Below are 20,862 nucleotides of genomic sequence, written 5' to 3' on the forward strand. Positions count from 1 at the left end.
GGTGTGAAACGAATCATCCTTGATATTACCAGTTTATCCAATCTCTTGCGCAAAAGGCGATTGCCTCATGGCGTGCCCCGCGTTGCCCTGGCTTATTTAAAGCATTACTTCCATGACATGCACATCCTCTTCAGAGTTCGCGGCAGGAGTATTATTTTATCCAGACACCATTCAGAAAAAGTAGGCCGGTTGTTGCTGGCCTGGGAATTCGGATCGTTTTTAAAATTAATTCGACTCATCCTGCGCGGTGCGCTTTCCCCTTCGGGGCTTGATCCAAAATGCCATTATTTTGTCATTAAACTCGATTACAAAGGGTTTAAATACCCGCGCTACCTGGCCACCATCACCCGCAATCATTTCAACATGCTTGCGGTGCTTCATGATTTAATCCCTCTGCTTAACCCGGAATTCTGCACACCGGCAAGCAGCCTGCAATTTAAAAACCATCTGTCTCGCATGCTGGCGCATGCACAGGGAATAGTGACCATTTCCGATGCCACGTATCACCAGTTACAACGTCACGTCCAGAAAGAAGGCGCTTTGTGCCCACCCGTTGTAAGTGCTCCCTTAGCCCCAGGTCTTGCGAATACCACGTCACCGCGTGAGCCCCTCATTAGTAGCCCTTATTTCATCATCTTAAGTACCATTGGACCGCGTAAAAATCATTTATTACTGCTGCGTGTCTTCCAGAGATTGCTTGAACGGCATGGCCGCCATACTCCCAAACTTGTCATTATTGGCAAACGCAGTACCCCATGCTCCTCTACCCTGGCGTTGCTGGATAAGCAGGGGCCCTTAAAGGACGTTATCCTGGAGGCGCAGGCGAGCGATACCGAACTGGCCAATTATCTCCATTACGCCAGGGCTTTGTTATTCCCAACCTTTGCCGAAGGCTACGGATTACCGCTGGTTGAAGCCTTCAGTTTCGGGGTGCCGGTGATTGCGAGCGATTTGCCGGTTTTTCGCGACATCGCGGGCAATATACCCGATTACCTCGATCCACTGGATGGCCTGGGATGGATGCAGGCCATAGAAGACTACACGCTTGAGCACAGCGTGAGGCGTCAGGCCCAACTTGAACGGCTGGCGTCTTTCCGTGTGCCCGCATGGCAGGACCATTTCACCAAAGTGGACGCCTTTATGGATGAATTAGTAGCAACACACAAGCAGAGGTCTGTCGAAAAAACGGCTTCGATTGATTAATTTTTGACCAACTCCAAAAAATAAAATATACTTTGGATGCAGCGATTCAGCCTGCGCTAAGCCATCGCTCGATGGTTTGTCTGTTTATCCACGTGCCGGTCTGTGTTTACGACACTCTTTTTTCATTTTTAAAAGGAACTTAAAAATGCCTAATACTATCAAATCAGATCCAAAAGGAACATTAGGAGTGGCTTATGGTATGGTGGGGAATACTCTGGTTATTTCCGCTTCCCATAGCCGGCGTGAACTGATGCCCTTACAGTTCATTAAACCGAATGGCGAATGGACCAAACTTCAAGCTTCTGACATGGACACTTTGCCTTTCTCAACCGCCATCAATACCTTTGTTAATCGCAAGGAAGGTATTCAGGAAGTCTTATTTACAGGGGATGTGAATTTGGGATATTCAGATCAAAAGGTGGTTTCGCCACTGGTTGATGATTTGCTAAAAGGCTTTGAAACAACCACTATCCCGGTGACGAAAGTGCTCTATTCCGGGGAGCCCAAGATTGTGCGGGATTGCAATATGCAAATAAAAAAAGACCCTGACCTTATTGCCCATGCCGACAATACGTACGTGGTGGACATGGCAGCCCTTGCGGTCGCTAATCTGGTGAATGGCCGCCCCGTCAATGAGACCCCGGTATATGGCACCGGTCCTTCACAGCGTCAGCCTGCGAGCAGCATGGCAAAAGAGAACGCCAGTGAAGAGCAGGACATGTGGACGAGAACCGTCGCAACCGAGGAAGACGAGGACATGAACGCTCGGGAGGATTTCCATCATAAAGCGCATCCTGAGCAACTGACCCAAGCCGGGTTAACCCACAATCAGACTTTAAAACAAAAATTGGGTGATGAGCTTGGAAAAAATGCACCGGACAACAGCAATACACGTCAATACAATCCTTCATGAGCTTTCCTGGTGGGGAGAGATTGGATATCTCTCCTCACGTGCTTTGACAGCCAGTGAAAAAAAAAGTGAGTCCGGTGGTCTTTTTTTGCTATAGTCTTTGCCTGTTTGTCTATAATGCTGAGCTTCAATGAAAAAAGTCATCCTCACCGGCGATCGCCCCACCGGCCCCTTGCATCTTGGGCATTACATCGGCTCGTTAGTCAATCGCGTTAAGCTGCAGGAGTCGTATGAGCAGTTCGTTATGATAGCCGATGTGCAGGCCTTAACGGATAATTTCGAAAACCCGACCAAAATTATCGAAAACCTGCATGAAGTGGCTTTAGATTACCTGGCAGTGGGTATCGAGCCGCAAAAAAGCACGATTTTCATCCAATCGCAAATCCCTGAACTGCCCGAACTGACTCAGTATTTTTTAAATCTGGTCACACTGGGCCGTCTGGAAAGAAACCCCACGGTTAAAACCGAAATTCAGCAAAAAGGCTTTGATTCATCCATACCCGCCGGCTTTTTCTGTTATCCCGTCAGCCAGGCCGCCGACATTGCCGCATTCAAGGCTGAAGCCGTACCTGTCGGCGATGATCAGGTTCCCATGATAGAGCAAACCAATGAAATTATCAGAAAATTCAATCGCATATATCAAACCGATTGCCTCAAGGAAACCACCGCCGTTTTAAGCAAAACCTCACGCTTGGTCGGCATAGACGGCCAGGCCAAAGCCAGCAAATCCTTAGGCAACACCATTTTTCTTTCCGACTCGCCAGAGGAAATCAAGCGCAAGGTCTTTTTAATGTTTACTGATCCGAATCATTTAAAAATCAGCGATCCTGGTCAAGTGGAAGGCAATGTGGTCTTTGCCTACCTCGACGCGTTTCACCCGGATGCCGAGGAAGTGTCAGCACTTAAAGCGCATTATCAAAGAGGCGGGTTAGGCGACGCCACGATTAAGAGCCTGTTAAACACCACCCTGCAAACCCTGCTCGAACCCATTCGCGAAAGACGAAGCCGTTTTAATAAAAGTGAGGTGATGGACATGCTAATCACGGGTACAGCGGCGGCAAGAAAAGTGGCTCAACAGACGATGGAAGAGGTCCGTCACGCCCTTGGCCTTAACTATTTCACCCGATAGCGTGAGTTGGGCCTAGAGCACGCTCGACAGGATAATGACCGGCAATGGATGCCCCGATGACAGATTGACAGGATAAAATGACGTGAGCTTTGGTTTAATCCCGCTTTATTATTCACTATACTTTTCAAAACAAGAATACCAAGGACTGCAATGAAAGCACTCGTTTACCAGGGCCCAGGGAAAAAAGAAGTGGTTGAGAGACCAAAACCGACTATCACCCATCCAGGCGATGCCATCGTTAAAATCACCAAAACCACCATTTGTGGAACCGATCTTCACATCCTGAAAGGCGATGTACCGACCTGCACGCCCGGGCGCATTATTGGCCATGAAGGCGTAGGCGTTGTTGACGAAATCGGAACTGCGGTAACCCATTTGCGCAAGGGGGATGCGGTGCTTATCTCCTGTATTTCCTCCTGCGGCACCTGCCGAAATTGCCGAAAGGGCATGTATTCGCATTGCCTGACCGGCGGCTGGGTACTGGGTCATACCCTTGATGGCACCCAGGCGGACTATGTGCGCATCCCCCATGCAGACACCAGTCTTTATAAGATCCCCGCCAATTTGGCAGAAGAAGCGCTGGTGATGTTGAGTGATATTTTTCCAACGGGCTTCGAGTGCGGCGTAATCAATGGCAAAATACAGCCAGGACAGACCGTTGCTATCGTCGGTGCCGGCCCCATTGGTCTTGCCACACTGTTGACCGCCAAACTTTATTCTCCGTCCGAAATCATTTTAATCGACATGGATGAGCATCGTCTTGACGTGGCTAAACAATTAGGCGCCACCCATACCCTTAACAGTCAAAGCGATAACATCATTGAAAAAGTGATGGAACTGACGGAAGGGATCGGCGTTGACACCGCGATTGAAGCGGTAGGGATTCCTCAGACCTTTGAGCTTTGCGAAGCGCTGGTCGCCCCCGGCGGAATTATTGCGAATATCGGCGTCCATGGTGTCAAGGCCGATCTGCATCTCGAAACGCTGTGGTCGCATAATATCACCATCACCACCCGTCTGGTGGACACGGTTTCCACGCCCATGCTGTTAAAAGCAGTTCAATCTCAGAAAATTGACCCCTCTCCCCTCATCAGCCACCGATTTAAATTTTCAGACATAATGAAGGCTTACGACGTATTTGGACAGGCAGCGAAGACTGGCGCACTCAAGGTCATTATTGAAATGTAATCCTATTCCGAGCGTCTACCAAGCTCGGAATTTAGGCTATAACTTGAACTAGCCCAGCGTAAATCAAGTATGCTGCTGCGGTCCTTTTCCATAACGATTTAAAGCATACTGCCCCATGCTGCTGGCAATCTCGCCTTCGGCAAAAAACACCTTTCCGAGCACGTCATTCTGCAACAGCAAGGCTTCCTCTTCATCATGGCTGCGAACCACAATTTCGATATCCGGATTGAGTGCGCGCGCGCAGGCAATCATTTTTCTCACATGCACGGTATCGGACACCACAATCATCAACATGCTGGCTCGGGCAATATGGCCCTGAATAAGCACCGAGGGCTCCGAGGCATCACCGTAAACCGCCGCGATACCCGTTTCGCGAAGGTGAGTGATGATCTCGCGGTTTTCATCCACGACCACAAACGGAATGCTATGTTCAGTCAACAAATTGGCAATTCGTTTGCCAACCCGCCCATAGCCGACCAGCACCACTTGCCCGGCGAGATACGCCTCCTGCGTCGTCTGCGGCAGTTCTGCCAAGGGATCATTCCCCCGCTCAAACAGCGCCAGAAGCGTTGGATGCGATTTCACCCAGTCATGCACGGGATTAATCAGCCTGAAAATCAACGGGTTCAGCGCAATTGAGATGATAGCGCCCGCGAGAATAAAATGCCGCCCTTCTTCCGGAAGCATGCCGAACCGTATTCCCAACTCAGCCAGAATAAAAGAAAACTCCCCAATTTGCGCAAGACTCGCTGAAACAATCAAAGCCGACCGCAGGGGATAACGAAAAGCAAGAACCAAAATGAATGCAGCGATGGATTTACCGACCACAATGATAGTCACCACCGACAAGACCTGCAGTGGCTGCTCAAATAACACCATTGGATTAAACAGCATCCCCACAGACACAAAAAACAGCACCGCAAACGCATCGCGTAACGGCAGTGATTCTTCGGCCGCCCGATGACTGTAGGAAGACTCCCTGAGAATCATGCCTGCAAAAAAAGCGCCGAGTGCAAAGGAGACGCCAAACAGCTGGGCCGCCCCATAGGCAATGCTTACCGCTGCAGTAATGACGCATAACGTAAACAGTTCACGTGAGCCAGTCCGAGCCACATGCCAGAGCAGTTTGGGCAACAACCGCCGTCCTACCACAAACATCAGGATAATAAAACTGAACACTTTAAGCAGTGTCAAGCTCAGGGCAATCCATAACGGCTGCTGTTGTATATCCGCTGCCACCTTATCCCCCAAACTGTGAGACAGGGAGGGCAACAGCACCAACACAATCACCATGGCCAAATCTTCAACCAAAAGCCAGCCGACGGCAATGTGACCATTAATCGTGTCCAGAGCGTCCCGTTCTTCCAGGGCGCGCAGTAAAACCACGGTACTCGCCACCGAGAGGGATAGGCCAAAAATCAGGGCGCTGCCATAATCCCAGCCCCAAAAGAGGGCAAGCCCGCCGCCAAGCAGAGTAGCCGCAATCATCTGCACAACCGCCCCGGGAATGGCAATGGTGCGGACCCGTTTTAAATCGTCCAGGGAAAAATGCAGGCCAACACCGAACATCAGCAACATGATGCCGATTTCAGCAAGTTCCTGAGCAATTTTCACATCCGCGAACAACCCGGGCGTAAACGGACCGATGATGACCCCGGCTAGCAAATACCCCACAAGCGCCGGGATTTTAAAACGCACCGCAATAAATCCCATGATGAGTGCCAGGGCAAACCCCAGAGCCACGGTAGTAATCAAGGGAAGCGAATGGTGCATTTTGACTTTCCTTATTATGAAGGGAATAGTGCCAGAGGCGTCTTTATTTAATGGTAGCCAACAGAACAAGAGAGGGGAAGTCCGCGCACTAAATAGTTATTTTTAAATCAATTTGTTTTACTATTGTCTATTAACGTTTATAATCTAAACCTGGGGCAACGATCGTGGAGATCAAAAACTACCTCACGGAATGCCAGGGAAGAGCCAACCTCGTCATTCAAAGCTACTTACCCTCCATCACATCCTACCCCCCGCATTGCATGAAGCGATGGCTTATTCTGTATTAAATGGGGGAAAGCGCATACGTGCCGCGTTTGTGTATTCCATCGGTAAACTGTTTCATGCCGAGGAGACCTTACTGGATGGATTGGCCGCTGTCATTGAAATGATTCATGCCTTTTTGCTCATCCATGATGATCTGCCCGCACTGGACAATGATAATTTGCGCCGCGGAAAACCCACCTGTCACAAAGTGTATGGTGAGGCGGTCGCCATTTTGACGGGGGATGCCCTGCATACCCTCGTTTAACATCCTCGCCAATCTGGCATTTAAATACAAACTAAGACCTGAGAACGGGCTGAAAATGATTGATGTTCTTACCCGAGCCATTGGTTCCACAGGCATGGTGGGCGGCGAAGTCCTGGATTTGCAGTCAGCGCATACTCACGTGTCAGTCAATGATCTTGAAACCATTTACCGCATGAAAACAGGGTGCTTAATCAGCACCGCTGTCGTTTTTGGCGCTTTAGCCAGCACGGATTATCGGGAAATTTTTAATTTACTGCAGGAGTTCGGGTTATTAATCGGAATCGCCTTTCAGATTCATGACGACATCATTGGCATTGAATCCAGTACGGCAATTATCGGAAAATGCCAGAGAAACGATTTGGAACGAAGCAAGCTAATTTATCCTGTGTTAACGAGCATTGACGAGGCTAAACAAGCAGAAAAAGCCTTTTATTCCAAGGCATTGTCTTACTTGGCTCTCGTCCCTGGTCAGAGTGACAAAATCAAAGGCATTGCTGATTTTATACTGCAGCGCAATTATTAAGGGTGTTATCAGGGTGAGAACCAATACCCTGATCGATTTTATTACTCCCGCTGCCGTGCACTCCACTTGCAACGCAATGCCCATCCACAGTCTATACTTTATCCAGGTCTTAGCAAATGAGGTTCGTTATGAAACAGCACAAAACCCCAAAGAAAAAAACCAAGCCATTGTCCAAAGAGGACTTAAACCAGGTCTCTGGCGGTAACCGTGACCCCAGTTTCGGCACCCAGGTCAGAGAGGGCTTCGAGAGAATGACTCCCGATATTGACAGAATCATTGAGCATTTTAACAACAAACGCAACCGATAAGCATAGATTGGACTGAAGCCGCAGGGAAAACCCATCCCTGCGACCATTTTCTTTTGTTATGGAAATTGACAAGAGCGCCTGGTTTTCGCTAGCATCAGGGTTCCCGTAGAGGCTGGTGATTACAACTAATCTCGATCCTTCCCGAGTTGTAACGACAATCCTTCCTTAGGGCGAGGGGTACTTTAAATGGATTTCTTAAGGTATCTCTATGTTTAAAGCCGCTTCAACCACCCCGTTGTCAATCAATCTTGATGAATATCCCGGAGGCGTAGCCGCCTGGGGAGCCTTACCGGCTGTCTTTAATAGTCACGATCAGGGCTTCGACCGTGGTGTTCACCTGCATGCCCGCCGAACCGATCCCGGCAAAAAACAAATCGATCAATCCTTTGCCGAAGTGGAAGTCTGCTGGCAGGATAAGCGATTGCTCCTGACGGAAGAAAGTGCGGTCCATTTTACCTTAAGTTCAGTATTTGATTTTCCGATTCTTAGCCTTGATTGCAGTCACTGCGGCCGGGAATTACTGGACACGGGGATGTCGGCAGTGATTCCATCCTTCGATCACTATTGCAGTTACTGCGGCCAGCTTACCCAGAGTGAGCAACGCTGCGCCGTCAATCCCATTTTGCGGTTTAAGCACCATCTGGGTGATGGCCTGGTCAAACGTCCGGTGATTATTCCATCGCGTCAAATTATCCTTGATGCCGAGCGGTATCCCGGCGGCTTCCAGATTTGGGGTTCCAATCCCTCCATTCTCTGGACAGCAAAACGACAGGAAGAAAGTGCCATCCATGTGCATGCTTATGACAATCAGGGTAAGCGTATAGTCGACAACACCTATGGCAGCGTGTGGGTGATGGGGCAATTGCTGGACATTGAGATGGTGCGGATTCTGCAGATTCAGCAGGCCCTGCCCTCTTTACAAGGCTATTTGAAAAGCTATCATTGCCCTCGGTGCAATCATCCGCATTTCGATCAGTCGCTTTTGGCCGTTATACCGCATCAGCAGCATACCTGTGACCAATGCCATACCGTCTTTAGCACCCAAAGAGCCATCAGTAATCCTGCGCTGGCGCTGTTAAAACAACTTGCCTCGGCCACTCAGGAGCTCTGCCATGAATAAGGTATTACAACCCACGATAATAAAAGCCGGCGCCTTGATTCTCGATGCCAATCACCGCGTCCTTGCTGTCCACAAGCGCGGCAAGCCGCCCCTGGAATTGATTGTCCCCGGGGGGAAAATTGAAGCAGGAGAGACCGATGAGCAGGCTTTGCGACGCGAATTGCAGGAAGAACTACAGGTTGAACTGCGCTCTGCCACTCCGTTTGGTCATTTTAAAGCCAAAGCCATTTATGAAGACGCCTTACTGGTGATGCGTGTCTATCGGGTCAGCATTCAGGGCATGCCCTCACCCGGACAGGAAATCGATGAATTGGTCTGGCTTGATGCCAATTATCCAAGCAGTGGCTATCAGTTTGCTTCTATTTTAGGGAAACAGATTTTACCACGACTTTTCCCTCAAACGGCGAATCTCTGAGTTAGCATATGACCTGTAATTAAGCCTTGTGGTTTTTTCTCTGAAATGGCTTATGAACAGCAATCGCTTCAGCAATAAAACTTTACTTTAAGTCGAGAAAAATCAAGGTATAATGGGTTCTTCCATTGTCCTGTTTTGCATGAAAAACAGCAATAACAGGCTGTTAACAGGCCATTCAACCTTGATTCGGCATTCATCTTTAACCAGCAAATCGGCATGACCTTACCGGAACAAATCAAACACCTCCTTATTCACAATAAATCCCGGGAAACCATTGCACTGATTAATCACCTCAGTCAGCAGGAACTTGAAACCCGCGCCCAGGGCAATGACGATTATTTATTTGATTTTGCCGCTCGCCACAGCCGCAATCCCCAGGTACTCCATGCCTTCATTGCCCGCTATGCCACCCTGGTCGGTAACAGACGTTTAAAGCCATTAACCCTCGATTGCCACCCTTCGTTTTCCAACCACCTTGATGAAGCATTCATTATGGGTAAGCTGCCCATCCTGCGGCACGGATCATTAACGCAATACAAAAGCCTGATGAATCTGCAAAAAACCATTTATTGCCACCGACTAATGAACGAGATAAAAAAACTGGCGCTTTATGGCGCCAAACTGCTCCTTGACGTGCTGAAGCCTGCGCAAAAGCAGGTGATTGCAAAGGCCATTATTGAGTATGAAACAATGCTTATCGATTACAAGGATTTCAACGCCAGACTCCGTGTCCACGAACCCCTGGACAAGGCCACCGACACCTTTAAAAAAGCAGCGGTTATTCAAAAAATGGCGTTTGAATTATTGAGCCTCACCTTGCAGTTTCTGGGCAACGATCACCGTTCGTTAATCAGCTATCAACTCGCAGCCAAAGACATACTCAATTCCCATCCATCCATTACACGAACCTGTCGAGGCCTTGGAAAAATAATAATGGACATTGGCAACACCATTGCCTGTTACACAGGCCTTGGTCTGCTGGTTTCCTTTTCCCAGGGAAAAGTTCAGGAATTTAAAACGGGCCGCTGGACCTTGTTTGCCGTCAAATCAAAAACCCAGCAGCAACAGGAAATGATCCTTGACCTGCTTGAAAGCGTGCCTCCGCTCCCATGAACATTGGTTTTTAAGATAAACATTTTGTCAATTTATTTGCTTTTATGATAATTTAGAAAAAAACTCAGGGAGAGCCCAGAAATGAAATGCTATGCAATCATCACTCGTTTTGAAGGTGAAAAAGCCACGCTCCACATTCCAACGAACCGGATCATGCTTTCCCTGATGGCAACCCAGATCAAAAAACAGGTGGCGAAGCTTGAGGAAATAGGCGAAGCCTTAGAGCCGGGGAAATATTACTCCCACACCTTGGGCGAGATGAAAATCTACGGATTTAAGCTGGGTGAGAATTATTGGGCCATCGCCTGCGACAGTGAAATCACTCTGGAACAACAACGCACCCTGACCATTAATTTGCTCTTCCATAAATGCGCCCTTCAGGATGTTGCCCAGGATCCCGATCAATTCATCGACAAAGCGCACGATCCCAAAATTAAAAAAGTCCAGAAAGAACTGGATGAAACCCGCACCGTCTTGCTGGAAGCATTCCAAAAAATGGAACTCCGCGGGGAAAAATTAAGTGATTTAGTGGATAAAACAGAGGGGTTGAGTCAGTTATCGTTCGCCTTTAAGGAAGAAAGTGAACGCTTAAACCGCTGCTGGCCATCCTGCACGCTCATTTAGGGCCATGCCTCATGAAAGAAATCATCTTAGCCACCAGCAACCCAGGCAAAATTGCGGAATTATCAGCCATTCTTGCCCCAACGATCTGTATTCCCCAATCCTCATTAGCCATCAGTGATGCGGACGAAACCGGACAAAGTTTTGTTGAAAACGCCCTGATCAAAGCCCGCCATGCCAGCCGCGAAAGCGGAAAACCAGCGCTGGCGGATGATTCAGGCCTTGTCGTTCCGGCTCTCGACGGCCAGCCTGGTATTTATTCCTCACGCTTCGCTGGACCTTCGGCAACGGACAAAGACAACATTGACCTGCTGCTGCACCGGTTAAAAGACGTTGCCGAGGCTGAACGGCAGGCTTTTTTTTACTGTGCCATCGTGATGGTGCGCCATGCCGACGATCCCATGCCCCTCATTGCCTGCGGTCAACTTAAAGGGCAAATCAGCCGCACCGTAAGCGGTAACGAGGGATTTGGTTATGATCCGGTGTTTTATTTGCCTGAACGGCAATGCACAATGGCACAATTGCCTGCTAAAATTAAAAACACCATCAGTCATCGCGCCGAGGCGCTGCAACGGCTGCAACAACAACTTAACCTGTCATGATTACAACAAGCATTCAACCCTTTAAAGCATTAGCCACTGAGGAAATTTACGACATTCTCGCCCTGCGTAATCAGGTATTCATCGTTGAGCAGCAGTGTGTTTACCTTGATGCCGATTATCAGGATCAAACCGCCCTGCATATGCAGCTGCGGGATAATAAAACCTTAGCCGGTTATGCCCGTCTGCTCCGCTACGATAAAAACACCATGAGCTTTGGCCGGGTGATTGTGGCGCCTGCTTACCGTGGTCAGGGCCTTGCCAGGCATATGATGACCTTGATTTTAAACCACTTGCAGGAACACTATCCTGGCCATGACATTGCCATCACCGCCCAGCATTATCTGCAGCCCTTTTATGAGCAGTATGGTTTTGTCGCCAGGGACATCCCCTTTGATCTGGATGGCATCCTGCACGTTTTCATGGTCAAAACCCCATGACCGCCATTGACGAATTATTTGCCGAAGCGCAACGGCTACAGGATCAAGAAAAGCTGCCGCAAGCCATGACGCTTTACGAGCAAATCCTGACGCAGAATCCAAATCATGAACCCAGTCTATGCAGTCTGGCTTTCGTTTGCATACAGCTTGGCGACAACAACACCGCCATTCACTACCTGCAGCGGGCATTGGCTCTGGACGACGATGATCCAGGCCTGCACAACAATCTGGCCAATGCCTACCGTAAAAACCATCAACTGGATTTAGCCATTCATCATTATCAGCAGGCTATCGCGCTAAAACCGGACTATGCTCAGGCTTACAGTAACCTCGCTGCGGTATTTGCCATGAACAATGATTACCGAAACGCGCTGCAATACTACCGCCGTGCGATTCATGCCCAACCGGATTTCACCGCGGCACATTATAATCTCGGCCTGTTTCTTCTCAAAAATAATCAATTGGATGCTGCTCGCATTCAATTCAATAACGTACTGGCCTTAAACCCTGACCATCTCGAAGCGCACTTTTACCTCGGCGTGTTGAGCCTTGAAGCCAATCAACTGAATGAGGCCGAAAAGGCGTTTCAGCATGTGGTCATGCACGACAATACTCACGTACAGGCTTTAACCAACCTGGGGGTCATTGCCTTAAAACGGGATCGCGGTCAATTGGCGGTTGATTTTTTTACCAAAGCCCTGACGCTGGACAACAATCACCTGGATGCGCGCAATAATCTAGCCGCGACGTTCATGCACCATGACCGGTTTGAAAACGCATTGATGCATTATGACGTCCTGCTGAAGCAAATGCCTGATCACATTGAATACCTGTACAATTCCGGTGTGGCGCAGATGGCATTGGGGCACTTGAATGAGGCCATTCATCACTTCGAACACCTGCTATCACTTGAGCCTCAGCACTTTGCCGCACTGAATAACCTGGCGGCTGTGTTTATTCGCCTCGAGGACAAGCCCAAAGCGATTGAACTCCTCCGTCGCGCACTGGCTGCCAATCCAGAGGATGCAGCCAGCCGGCACATGCTGAGCGCCCTGCAGGGAGACACAGCCACCGCCGGTACCTGTACCCCTTATGCAGCCAATCTTTTTAATAACTACGCGCTGTATTATGACAAGCACATGCGCGAGCAATTAAAATACACCCTCCCCCTGCACATCGAATCCCTGTGCCGGGAATACGATCTTGATCATTTCACCAACGCGCTGGATTTAGGCTGTGGTACTGGCCTCACCGGCGAAATCGTGCGACCTCTCGCCCGGCGCCTGACCGGCGTTGATATCGCGGCCAAAATGGTCGCCATTGCTCGAGAAAAAGGGATTTATGATGAACTCATCGACTCAGACATCCGCGTTTTTCTAAGCGGCACCAGTCAACACTACGACCTGATAACCGCGGCGGATGTCCTTCCCTATTTCGGCGATCTGACATCCCTTTTTACCGCGGTGCGCGAGCATTTAATGCCAGCAGGGTACTTTATTTTCAGTATCGAAATCAGCGACAGCCTTCCCTGGCAATTGCAGGAAAGCGCCCGTTTCTGTCATCATGCGGATTACATTGAAAGCCTTTGCCGGGAACTGGCGCTTAAATGCATGGGTAGCCAACGCGTCATCGCTCGCCAACAGAACAATGCCGGTTTGCCTGTGTTATTATTTCTGACTCAGGCCGATTAAGCTTACATTCAGGGAGCTTCTGTTTTGCACGCATCCGTCGATTTAAATTACAATAAAAACACGCTGGCTTATTATCAATCCGCCAAAGAATTGCTGCTTCCTGCCGAACTGGTCGAAGACATCGAGGGCGTGGCCATTCAGTTAGGCAAAAGAACCTATTATTTTCGCGGCGGAGAAACCCCATTTAACAGCAGCTGCAGTGCCAACATTGCCAGCAATAAGTATTGTGCCAATAAAATTCTTGAACGGGCCGGCATCCCGGTTCCCAAAGCCACGGCTATTCATGTCGACGATTTTTATAATGGCTTTCTTGAACAGGTCATTGCCGATTTAAAATTCCCTTTGGTGGTTAAACCCTCGAAAGAAGGCCGTCTTGGACGGGACGTGGTGTGCAATATCCAGAACATTGAACAATTAAAATCCTTTATGGGCGATATTTTTCCAGCCTATGAATTTTTAAGCATTGAAGAATTTCATGGTAATTTAAATTCCTACCGTGTGTTGATGTTCAGGCAACGCATACTGGGGGTGGTACGCCGCTATGCCGCCCATGTCATCGGTGACGGCGAGCACACCATCAGGGAATTGGTTGAACTCGCCAATGCCGAGCGCGCGCGCGTAAGCGACACCTTAAAACCTATCCAGATTGACGGTGAATGCCTGATAAGGCTCAAGGAACTGGGCCTTACCATCAATGACATCCCACAACGCAACGAGCGTGTGGATTTATGTTACACCTGCAATGCCACCCGCGGCGGCACGTATGAAACCATTAAAACCCGCGTGTGCCGGGAAAACCGCCGTTTATTAAAAAAAGCGGCGGCCACCTTAAACCTGGCTGTCGTTGGACTTGACATTGAATGCGTGGATTTAACCATTCCCATTGAGGGGTCTGGCGGCGTCATTATTGAAGCCAATCCTGCGCCCAGTGTTCGTATTCATGAGACACCGCAAAAGGGCAAAGCCCGTCAGGTCACCAAAATCATTACCCGATCCTTGATCTACCGTCACCCCTTTTCTTACCTGCATGTGCTATATAAACATAATCGAACAGCGTTTTATGTAAGAAGTTTAATATTACTCCCCATTTTGTATTTTCTTTATCGGCAACTGATTTAACTTGGTGGGGAGCAGGATGGCATATCATGATGAACCAATTAAAACTTTTAGACGTCTCGTTACGGGACGGGGGACACAGAACCAATTTTCATTTTTCTTCAGATGATTTAAAAGCCATCCTGACTCCTCTGGATCATTCCGGCATTGAATACATCGAGGTGGGTTATCGCAATGGGTCGCTGCATCCGATTCCCGACATTGGCGAGGCCGGATTATGCCCAAAATCTTACCTTCAGTTATGCCGCAACTGCATTCAACATGCCGACATGGCGGTCATGGTTCACCCCGAGAATGTCGCCCGCGATGATTTCATCGAAATGAAAGCCTTGGGCGTTAAACTGATTCGGATCTGCGTTATTCGGGGTGGCATCAAAGCGGCCTGTAAAACGCTGGATCTGATCAGGGAAATCGGACTTCGCGTCTCGGTTAATTTTATTCATACCTCGCAATACAGTGAGAGCGACCTGGATGAGGTCGTGGCTGAAGCGGCAACCCGCCATCCCGACATGATTTATTTCGCAGACTCCAACGGCAGCCTGATGCCTTCCCGGGTCAGTCGAATTTATGAACGATATATCCCGCGTTACCCTGTCGCTTTTGGCTATCATGCCCATGACAATCTCGGCCTGGCGCAGGCAAATACCTTGGCCGCCATCGATGCCGGCGTTGAATACGTGGATGCTTCGCTTGCCGGTATGGGGAAAGGCATAGGTAATCTCAAAACCGAATTTTTTGCTGCTTACCTTCACGCCAACCACATTAAAAAATACAACCTCGATGATCTGCTCACTGCGGCCAATTATACCCGGCGGGCCTTACACATTGGTCAGGAAGCCATTGAAATGGATGAATTTATTCGCGGAATTTCCGATCTTTCTACCGCACAGGTCAAGCAACATTCCGTTAAGTAAGCTTATCTTATATACTGCGCGACAACGCATTTAATCGGGGTGGACCCATGACTAAAAAACGCCTTTTCATTCTGGCACCCGTCATGCCGCAATCCGCCGATATCACCGGCATGGCGGAATCGCTCTCCTTTTTGTCGCCCTATTACCAGCTGGACTGGTGTGATCCTTTGGCCGAAATTGACATCACCCTGCCCAATGACACCTATTATCACCATTGGCAGGAAAAACTGCCTGGCCTGCTGCCGCACTATGCGGGTTTTATCGGTTTTTCATTTGGCGGGGTTATTCTGCAGCAATGCCTCCCTCTGCTGCTCAAAAAAAAGCTCATACTCTTCTCCACGCCCACATTTGCCGATACCACGCTGACTGAAAAGTTGTCCCGGGTTATTCATTTGTGCCAGCAGCACCAGCTTGTGGCGGCGCTTGAAAGTTTGTACCGTGAGGTTTATTTCCCCAATCCGTTGCCAGTGACTAAAAGGGACATCGGGGACACAGCACAGGCAGAACATCGCCTGATAACGGGTTTAACCAAAGTACTGACCACAGATTCAACTAAACTAATAACAACGAGCAAGGCAAATTACCTGCATTTCATTGGTGAACAATCGCATTTGGTCAACCACCGGAATGTGTTGGCTCCTCCCCACGGGCAATTGCTTATTGTTCCGGGTGCAAGCATGCGAGTGTTGCAGGATAATCTTCCTTTTTGCAAAAAAATAATCCTGGAGAAACTGGATTATGACGCTAAATGATGTCATTAAAATTGCCGTATTGCCGGGCGATGGCATAGGAGACGAGGTCACCGAAGCAGCTCTGCCGATCTTTAAGGCATTGAATTTACCGGTGGCTATCCACCGCGGCGACATCGGCTGGGCGTGCTGGCAGGAGCAGGGCAACCCTCTTCCAGAAAAAACCTGGCAATTGATTCGCCATTGCGACGCCACCTTGATTGGCGCCATTACCAGCAAACCGGTACGTGAAGCCTTACGCGAGCTGTCGCCTAAACTTCAAAAGAATCCTGTTGAGTACGTCTCTCCCTTGATTCAATTAAGGCAAAAACTGGATTTATTCGCCAATGTACGGCCCTGTTTTAATTTGCTCGACAGTGAGCGACCATTTCGTTTCTGCATCATTCGGGAAAATACCGAAGGCCTTTATGCAGGCTTTGATTTTCACCCACCGCCAGAACCCATCAGTCAGCTGATACGCCAGCAAAAGCGCTGGCAGCATATGTCGACTCAGGATTTGAGCGTCAGTCTCCGCCTGCAAAGCCGGCAGGGATTGCAGCGCCTGTTTGAATTTGCCTTCCAATATGCAAAAGAGAATCAATTCACCCGCGTAACCTTTGCTGACAAGCCGAATGTTCTCCGCCAAAGCAGCGCGTTTGCGCGGGATATTTTTGAAGCCGTGGCGGCAGGCTATCCCGCCATCACGGCCGACATCGCCAACATTGATGCCACAGCGCTCTGGCTGGTCAGACGGCCTGAAGAATTTGGTGTCATTGTCGCTGAAAACATGTTTGGCGATATTCTTTCTGACGTAGGGGCCGCGGTCATGGGCGGGCTTGGTTTTGCTCCCAGCGCCAACATGGGACATAAGGGCTGTTATTTTGAACCGGTGCACGGCAGCGGCCCGCGCATCACAAGCCATCGTGCCAACCCCAGCGCCATGTTCCTGACCATTGGTTTATTGTTAACGCATTTTGGTTACAGCAATGAAGCGAAACGCATCACCCAGGCCATCGCCGCGGTCATTAAGGATGGGCGTTACCTGACCTATGATTTAGGCGGCAAAAGCACCACCGAAGAAATGGCGCAGGTGATTATTGAACAGGTCATCCACCCTGACTTGCCAACACCGCTTTTTTTAAAACAGGGGATTGACGCCAACCACTTGACGCTGGATTTGCCACTTCAACAACTCAAGCAGTTCAGCACCGCTGAAATTGCCGATGCTCTGGATGCCTGCGGTGTGGACGGAGCGCTGCTGCACATGAAGCCCTTAGCCAGCGGCATCAAACTGGCTGGTCCGGCTTACACGGTTCAATACAGTCCCTATCAACGCGTCGGTCAAACGTTTAAGCAAGCCGCGAATTACATTGATAACGTCCCGGCCAACGCGGTCATTGTCATTGATAATCAGGCCCGCATTGATTGCACCGTCTGGGGCGACATTCTCACCCAGGCCGCATTGGTCAAAGGCATAGCAGGGACCGTCGTCAATGGGGCGGTGCGGGATGTGACCAAAATTCTTAACAGCAATTACCCGTTGTTCGCTGTCGAGCGTTTCATGCGCTCAGGCAAAAACCGGGTGCAGAAATCGGGCGAACAATGCCCTGTCAGCATCAACGGTGTAACGATTCATCCCGGTGATATTCTTTTTGGTGATGATGATGGTGTGTTAGTGATCCCGGCTGCTTTATTGGGCGAGGTTCTGGTCAAAGCCCAGGCCATAGCTGAAACTGAAAATAAAATCATCGATGCGGTCAAAAAGGGGCGGCGTCTTGATGAGGCCCGGGAGGACTATCGTTATGATCAGCCCTGGTTAAATCCGGCGGACAAAGGATAAGCCAATGATTGCTTCTGAACTGGATTTCATTGATATTCATTACCATGCCAATCCCGATCTGTATGAACGGAAAATGGACGCTTTAAGCGCAGGCCGCATTTATCAATCCCTGCGGGGCGCCGTTGTTTTAACCAGCCATCTGGGCGCCACCAGTGTGGAAGCAACCCTTGCTCAAAAGCAAGGCTTGCCTGTTTTGCCATCCCTTATCCTCAATCACATCAGCGGCGGTATTCATTACCGGGCCGTGTTGCAGGCCCTGGCTCAGTATCAGCCGACCTTCCCCGGCAAGATGATTGTCCATTTTCCTACCATTACCGGGCGTCATTACCGTTCTCGCCTGGCAAGGCAGTTAAGTAAACCTCGGTTTCATGCGGAGACCCTGCAAGGAGAGACTCTTTTCAACGACGCCCTGCAGTTGCGTCCTGAGGTGATCGACATTCTCAAAATGGCGAAGGATTATCCGATTGTTTTATCCACGGGCCATGCGTCAAAAGACGAGGTCTATGCGTTAATCGATGCCTGTGTGCACCACGATGTGCCGGCGCTGCTGCTTAATCAACCGGCCAACCCCTTAACGCGTCTGCAGGCACCAGAGCTGGCCAGCTTATCCGAACTGCAATGGCTCTGGATAGAGCAAACCTTGTTAACCTACTTGTTGTATTATCAGGATAAGGAAGATTTTGCCGATGTCGTGCAAACGCTGCCACGGGTCATTTACAGTTCCGATCTGGGTCAAAGCAGTCAAATCGATATCCACACCTGGCATGAATACACCAACACCCTGTTTCAAGAGCTGGCCCTCCCTGCGTCCCGCCAGACGGAATTACGCAAAACAAACCCTTTGTATTTATTGGGCATTGTTTAAATTTTTCCTTAACGTTGAAAAATCTCCTCAAGGAATAAGGCGGTCGTTTGCCAGGAACGCCGGTCAGCCGATGCGTTGTACATCAACCCGGATTCTTTTTCATGTGCGTCCGGATTACTGAAGGAATGCGCGGTCAGACCGTACATGTGCACTTGCCAATCCACCCCTTTGCGCGTCATTTCATCCGCAAATTGCCTGACCTGTTCGGGCGGGACCAGGGGATCATCATAACCATGCAGAACCAGCACTTTGGCGGTTATTGCCGCCTCACTGCCGGGGGGTTCTGAAAGCAAACCATGAAAGCTGACTACCCCGCGAAGTTCTACGCCGGTTCTTGCCAAATCGAGCACGCAAAGCCCGCCAAAGCAATAACCGATGGCGGCAATGCGGCTGGCATCCGCCTGGGGTAGATTGCAGACGGTGGTATACGCGGCGAGAATACGCTGTGCCAACTGTTCACGATGTTGCACCAAGGGCGTCATTAAGGCACGCCGTTGGTCATTATCAAGACCCAGACGAGCCTCTCCGTACATGTCCAGGGCAAAACCCACATAACCCATCCTTGCCAGTTGCCTTGCCTTTTCACAGGGGGCCTCCCCTCGCCCCCGCCAGTCCGGCGCAATCATCACCACGGGCCGAATCTCAGTGGTACGATCATCATAAGCAAAATACCCTTGGCACAAGGTTTCTTCATGCTGGTAGTCTATCTCACTGCATTGAATCATTGGTTCCCTGAATTAATTACCTATTAACGAATTACTAACATAAAGCAGAGTAAAAGCACATTCAAGGTTGTTATGATCATTAAATCTTGTTATTGTTTTTCGTTTCTCCACGATAATGTCTTTATGACTCTATCCAAATCACTGTTTGCCAGTCTTGGTACAGGAGCTGGGGTAGCCTGGCCCTTGTTTGGTATTGTCAGTTCTGCTTTAAGTCTTGCTATAGGCGGCCTTAGTGTTGTCGGTTTTGGAGCAGCCTGCTCTTTGCTGTTTTTAATAATTGGTTTACCTGTATTTTATATTTCCTATCAACAGGAAAAACAGCAGCAAGAACAATTGGAAGCTAAATTCGTTAAGGCGATTCAGGAACTGGTCGACAATCTTTATGCTGCTTTTCTTCTAAATGGTCATAGCGATTATGTAAAATTTGTTCAGGGATGGCTGAGAAAAAGAACGGACTTCCCAAAACGATTAGAACCTCTATTGTTAATAATGTTATCAAAAATGAACAAGTCAGGCACCAAGATACCGGATCAACAAATGATTCGGTTTGCCGCAAAACATTACTTTGCCGCAATAGAAATGACGTTACCAGCCCCTCCTGCAAAAAAACTTGCGCAAACTGCTTTTTTATCTTTTGTCGGTACATTTGGCTCTATAGCTGGATGCAGTGCCGGCATGATGGGGGTTATTTCTTCTCTAGGCATTATGGCAGGTTTTGGCACTGTGCCCCTGCTTGCGGCTGTCATTTTGAGCACCTCGATAATTTGCGGAATTTATGTGGCAACTCATGCCATCGCAAGCGAAACTGCGGGTTGGAAAAAATCACAAGTACGGCAACTATTAAAGTCGTTTAATCGGACTTTTTCTATGGACATCATCGTGGAAAGCCGATTAAAGAAAGAGCAACCCGAACGCGTTTCCCGCAAACTTTTTTATCCAGAACCTGAAAATACCCTGTCCGGCTCAGAACAGCTTGTGCTCCCCTCAGTTGGCAGTCAAAAATCAGCGACATCTCATTTTTTACAAAATTGATTATTTATTTACCTTTTTGAAAAATCAGCAAAGTACCTTGCTGCTATATTTAAAATAGAAACATACTATTCGTTTATTCA

The 20,862-nt window shown here is 49.0% G+C and carries 22 protein-coding genes; 20 read left to right on the forward strand and 2 right to left on the reverse strand.

The genetic code is table 11. The annotated features are described in order from the left end of the window. Positions 1 to 3 precede the first annotated feature (3 nt). From GH742_RS12565 to GH742_RS12580, 4 genes are all read left to right on the forward strand, one after another. Positions 4 to 1,203, forward strand: a complete 1,200-nt coding sequence (locus GH742_RS12565) for a glycosyltransferase family 1 protein (RefSeq protein WP_203455251.1) — start codon at positions 4 to 6, stop codon at positions 1,201 to 1,203. Between the two features lie 145 nt (positions 1,204 to 1,348). Next, positions 1,349 to 2,116, forward strand: a complete 768-nt coding sequence (locus GH742_RS12570; protein WP_203455252.1) for a hypothetical protein — start codon at positions 1,349 to 1,351, stop codon at positions 2,114 to 2,116. A 127-nt stretch (positions 2,117 to 2,243) separates the two neighbouring features. Beyond that, complete coding sequence (gene trpS / locus GH742_RS12575) at positions 2,244 to 3,242, forward strand: tryptophan--tRNA ligase (RefSeq protein ID WP_203455253.1); 999 nt, start codon at positions 2,244 to 2,246, stop codon at positions 3,240 to 3,242. Positions 3,243 to 3,392: 150 nt separating this feature from the next. Next, positions 3,393 to 4,430 carry a zinc-dependent alcohol dehydrogenase family protein gene (locus GH742_RS12580; RefSeq protein WP_203455254.1) on the forward strand — a complete coding sequence of 346 codons (1,038 nt, stop codon included), beginning with the start codon at positions 3,393 to 3,395 and terminating at the stop codon, positions 4,428 to 4,430. 63 nt (positions 4,431 to 4,493) lie between these two features. Here the strand turns inward: GH742_RS12580 and ybaL are convergent, their stop codons facing one another. Beyond that, positions 4,494 to 6,203, reverse strand: coding sequence for a YbaL family putative K(+) efflux transporter (gene ybaL, locus GH742_RS12585; protein WP_203455255.1), 1,710 nt, complete (start codon positions 6,201 to 6,203; stop codon positions 4,494 to 4,496). Between the two features lie 268 nt (positions 6,204 to 6,471). Here ybaL and GH742_RS15750 point away from each other — a divergent pair, with 268 nt between their 5' ends. The 15 genes from GH742_RS15750 (at position 6,472) to GH742_RS12660 (ending at position 19,025) form a co-directional block, all read left to right on the forward strand. Continuing rightward, positions 6,472 to 6,732, forward strand: coding sequence for a polyprenyl synthetase family protein (locus tag GH742_RS15750; RefSeq protein WP_203455256.1), 261 nt, complete (start codon positions 6,472 to 6,474; stop codon positions 6,730 to 6,732). Positions 6,733 to 6,787: 55 nt separating this feature from the next. Continuing rightward, a complete protein-coding gene (locus GH742_RS15755; protein ID WP_255536054.1) occupies positions 6,788 to 7,255 on the forward strand; it encodes a polyprenyl synthetase family protein in 468 nt (155 codons plus the stop codon). Positions 7,256 to 7,383: 128 nt separating this feature from the next. After that, positions 7,384 to 7,563, forward strand: a complete 180-nt coding sequence (locus GH742_RS12600) for a bacteriocin (RefSeq protein WP_203455258.1) — start codon at positions 7,384 to 7,386, stop codon at positions 7,561 to 7,563. 208 nt (positions 7,564 to 7,771) lie between these two features. Next, a complete protein-coding gene (locus GH742_RS12605; protein WP_203455259.1) occupies positions 7,772 to 8,683 on the forward strand; it encodes a hypothetical protein in 912 nt (303 codons plus the stop codon). Continuing rightward, positions 8,676 to 9,098: an NUDIX domain-containing protein gene (locus GH742_RS12610; RefSeq protein ID WP_203455260.1), complete on the forward strand. Its 423-nt coding sequence runs from the start codon at positions 8,676 to 8,678 to the stop codon at positions 9,096 to 9,098. Before GH742_RS12605 ends, GH742_RS12610 begins: the two co-directional genes overlap by 8 nt. Before the next feature lie 216 nt (positions 9,099 to 9,314). Beyond that, entirely contained in the window at positions 9,315 to 10,211 is an 897-nt protein-coding gene (locus GH742_RS12615) for a hypothetical protein (RefSeq protein ID WP_203455261.1), read from the forward strand. Positions 10,212 to 10,292: 81 nt separating this feature from the next. Continuing rightward, on the forward strand, positions 10,293 to 10,835 hold the full coding sequence (locus tag GH742_RS12620; protein ID WP_203455262.1) for a synaptobrevin family protein: 543 nt from the start codon (positions 10,293 to 10,295) through the stop codon (positions 10,833 to 10,835). An 11-nt stretch (positions 10,836 to 10,846) separates the two neighbouring features. Further along, the gene (gene rdgB / locus GH742_RS12625) at positions 10,847 to 11,434 is read left to right on the forward strand and encodes an RdgB/HAM1 family non-canonical purine NTP pyrophosphatase (protein ID WP_203455263.1); all 588 of its coding nucleotides are present in this window, start codon (positions 10,847 to 10,849) and stop codon (positions 11,432 to 11,434) included. Further along, entirely contained in the window at positions 11,431 to 11,871 is a 441-nt protein-coding gene (locus GH742_RS12630) for a GNAT family N-acetyltransferase (protein WP_203455264.1), read from the forward strand. Before rdgB ends, GH742_RS12630 begins: the two co-directional genes overlap by 4 nt. Further along, complete coding sequence (locus GH742_RS12635) at positions 11,868 to 13,562, forward strand: tetratricopeptide repeat protein (RefSeq protein ID WP_203455265.1); 1,695 nt, start codon at positions 11,868 to 11,870, stop codon at positions 13,560 to 13,562. Before GH742_RS12630 ends, GH742_RS12635 begins: the two co-directional genes overlap by 4 nt. A gap of 24 nt (positions 13,563 to 13,586) precedes the next feature. Further along, a complete protein-coding gene (locus GH742_RS12640) occupies positions 13,587 to 14,681 on the forward strand; it encodes a UDP-N-acetylmuramyl peptide synthase (protein ID WP_239005215.1) in 1,095 nt (364 codons plus the stop codon). 29 nt (positions 14,682 to 14,710) lie between these two features. Further along, complete coding sequence (locus GH742_RS12645) at positions 14,711 to 15,592, forward strand: 4-hydroxy-2-oxovalerate aldolase (RefSeq protein ID WP_203456947.1); 882 nt, start codon at positions 14,711 to 14,713, stop codon at positions 15,590 to 15,592. A gap of 47 nt (positions 15,593 to 15,639) precedes the next feature. Continuing rightward, complete coding sequence (locus tag GH742_RS12650; protein ID WP_203455266.1) at positions 15,640 to 16,344, forward strand: hypothetical protein; 705 nt, start codon at positions 15,640 to 15,642, stop codon at positions 16,342 to 16,344. Further along, positions 16,331 to 18,160, forward strand: coding sequence for an isocitrate/isopropylmalate family dehydrogenase (locus tag GH742_RS12655; protein ID WP_203455267.1), 1,830 nt, complete (start codon positions 16,331 to 16,333; stop codon positions 18,158 to 18,160). The genes GH742_RS12650 and GH742_RS12655 overlap by 14 nt, the downstream gene beginning before the upstream one ends. A gap of 4 nt (positions 18,161 to 18,164) precedes the next feature. Then, positions 18,165 to 19,025 carry a DUF6282 family protein gene (locus GH742_RS12660; protein WP_203455268.1) on the forward strand — a complete coding sequence of 287 codons (861 nt, stop codon included), beginning with the start codon at positions 18,165 to 18,167 and terminating at the stop codon, positions 19,023 to 19,025. Between the two features lie 8 nt (positions 19,026 to 19,033). Here GH742_RS12660 and GH742_RS12665 read toward each other — a convergent pair whose 3' ends face one another. Then, a complete protein-coding gene (locus GH742_RS12665) occupies positions 19,034 to 19,750 on the reverse strand; it encodes a dienelactone hydrolase family protein (protein WP_203455269.1) in 717 nt (238 codons plus the stop codon). 72 nt (positions 19,751 to 19,822) lie between these two features. Here GH742_RS12665 and GH742_RS12670 point away from each other — a divergent pair, with 72 nt between their 5' ends. Beyond that, the gene (locus GH742_RS12670) at positions 19,823 to 20,782 is read left to right on the forward strand and encodes a hypothetical protein (RefSeq protein ID WP_203455270.1); all 960 of its coding nucleotides are present in this window, start codon (positions 19,823 to 19,825) and stop codon (positions 20,780 to 20,782) included. Positions 20,783 to 20,862 lie beyond the last annotated feature (80 nt).

It is taken from the genome of Legionella sp. MW5194 (assembly GCF_016864235.1).
GTDB lineage: Bacteria > Pseudomonadota > Gammaproteobacteria > Legionellales > Legionellaceae > Legionella_C.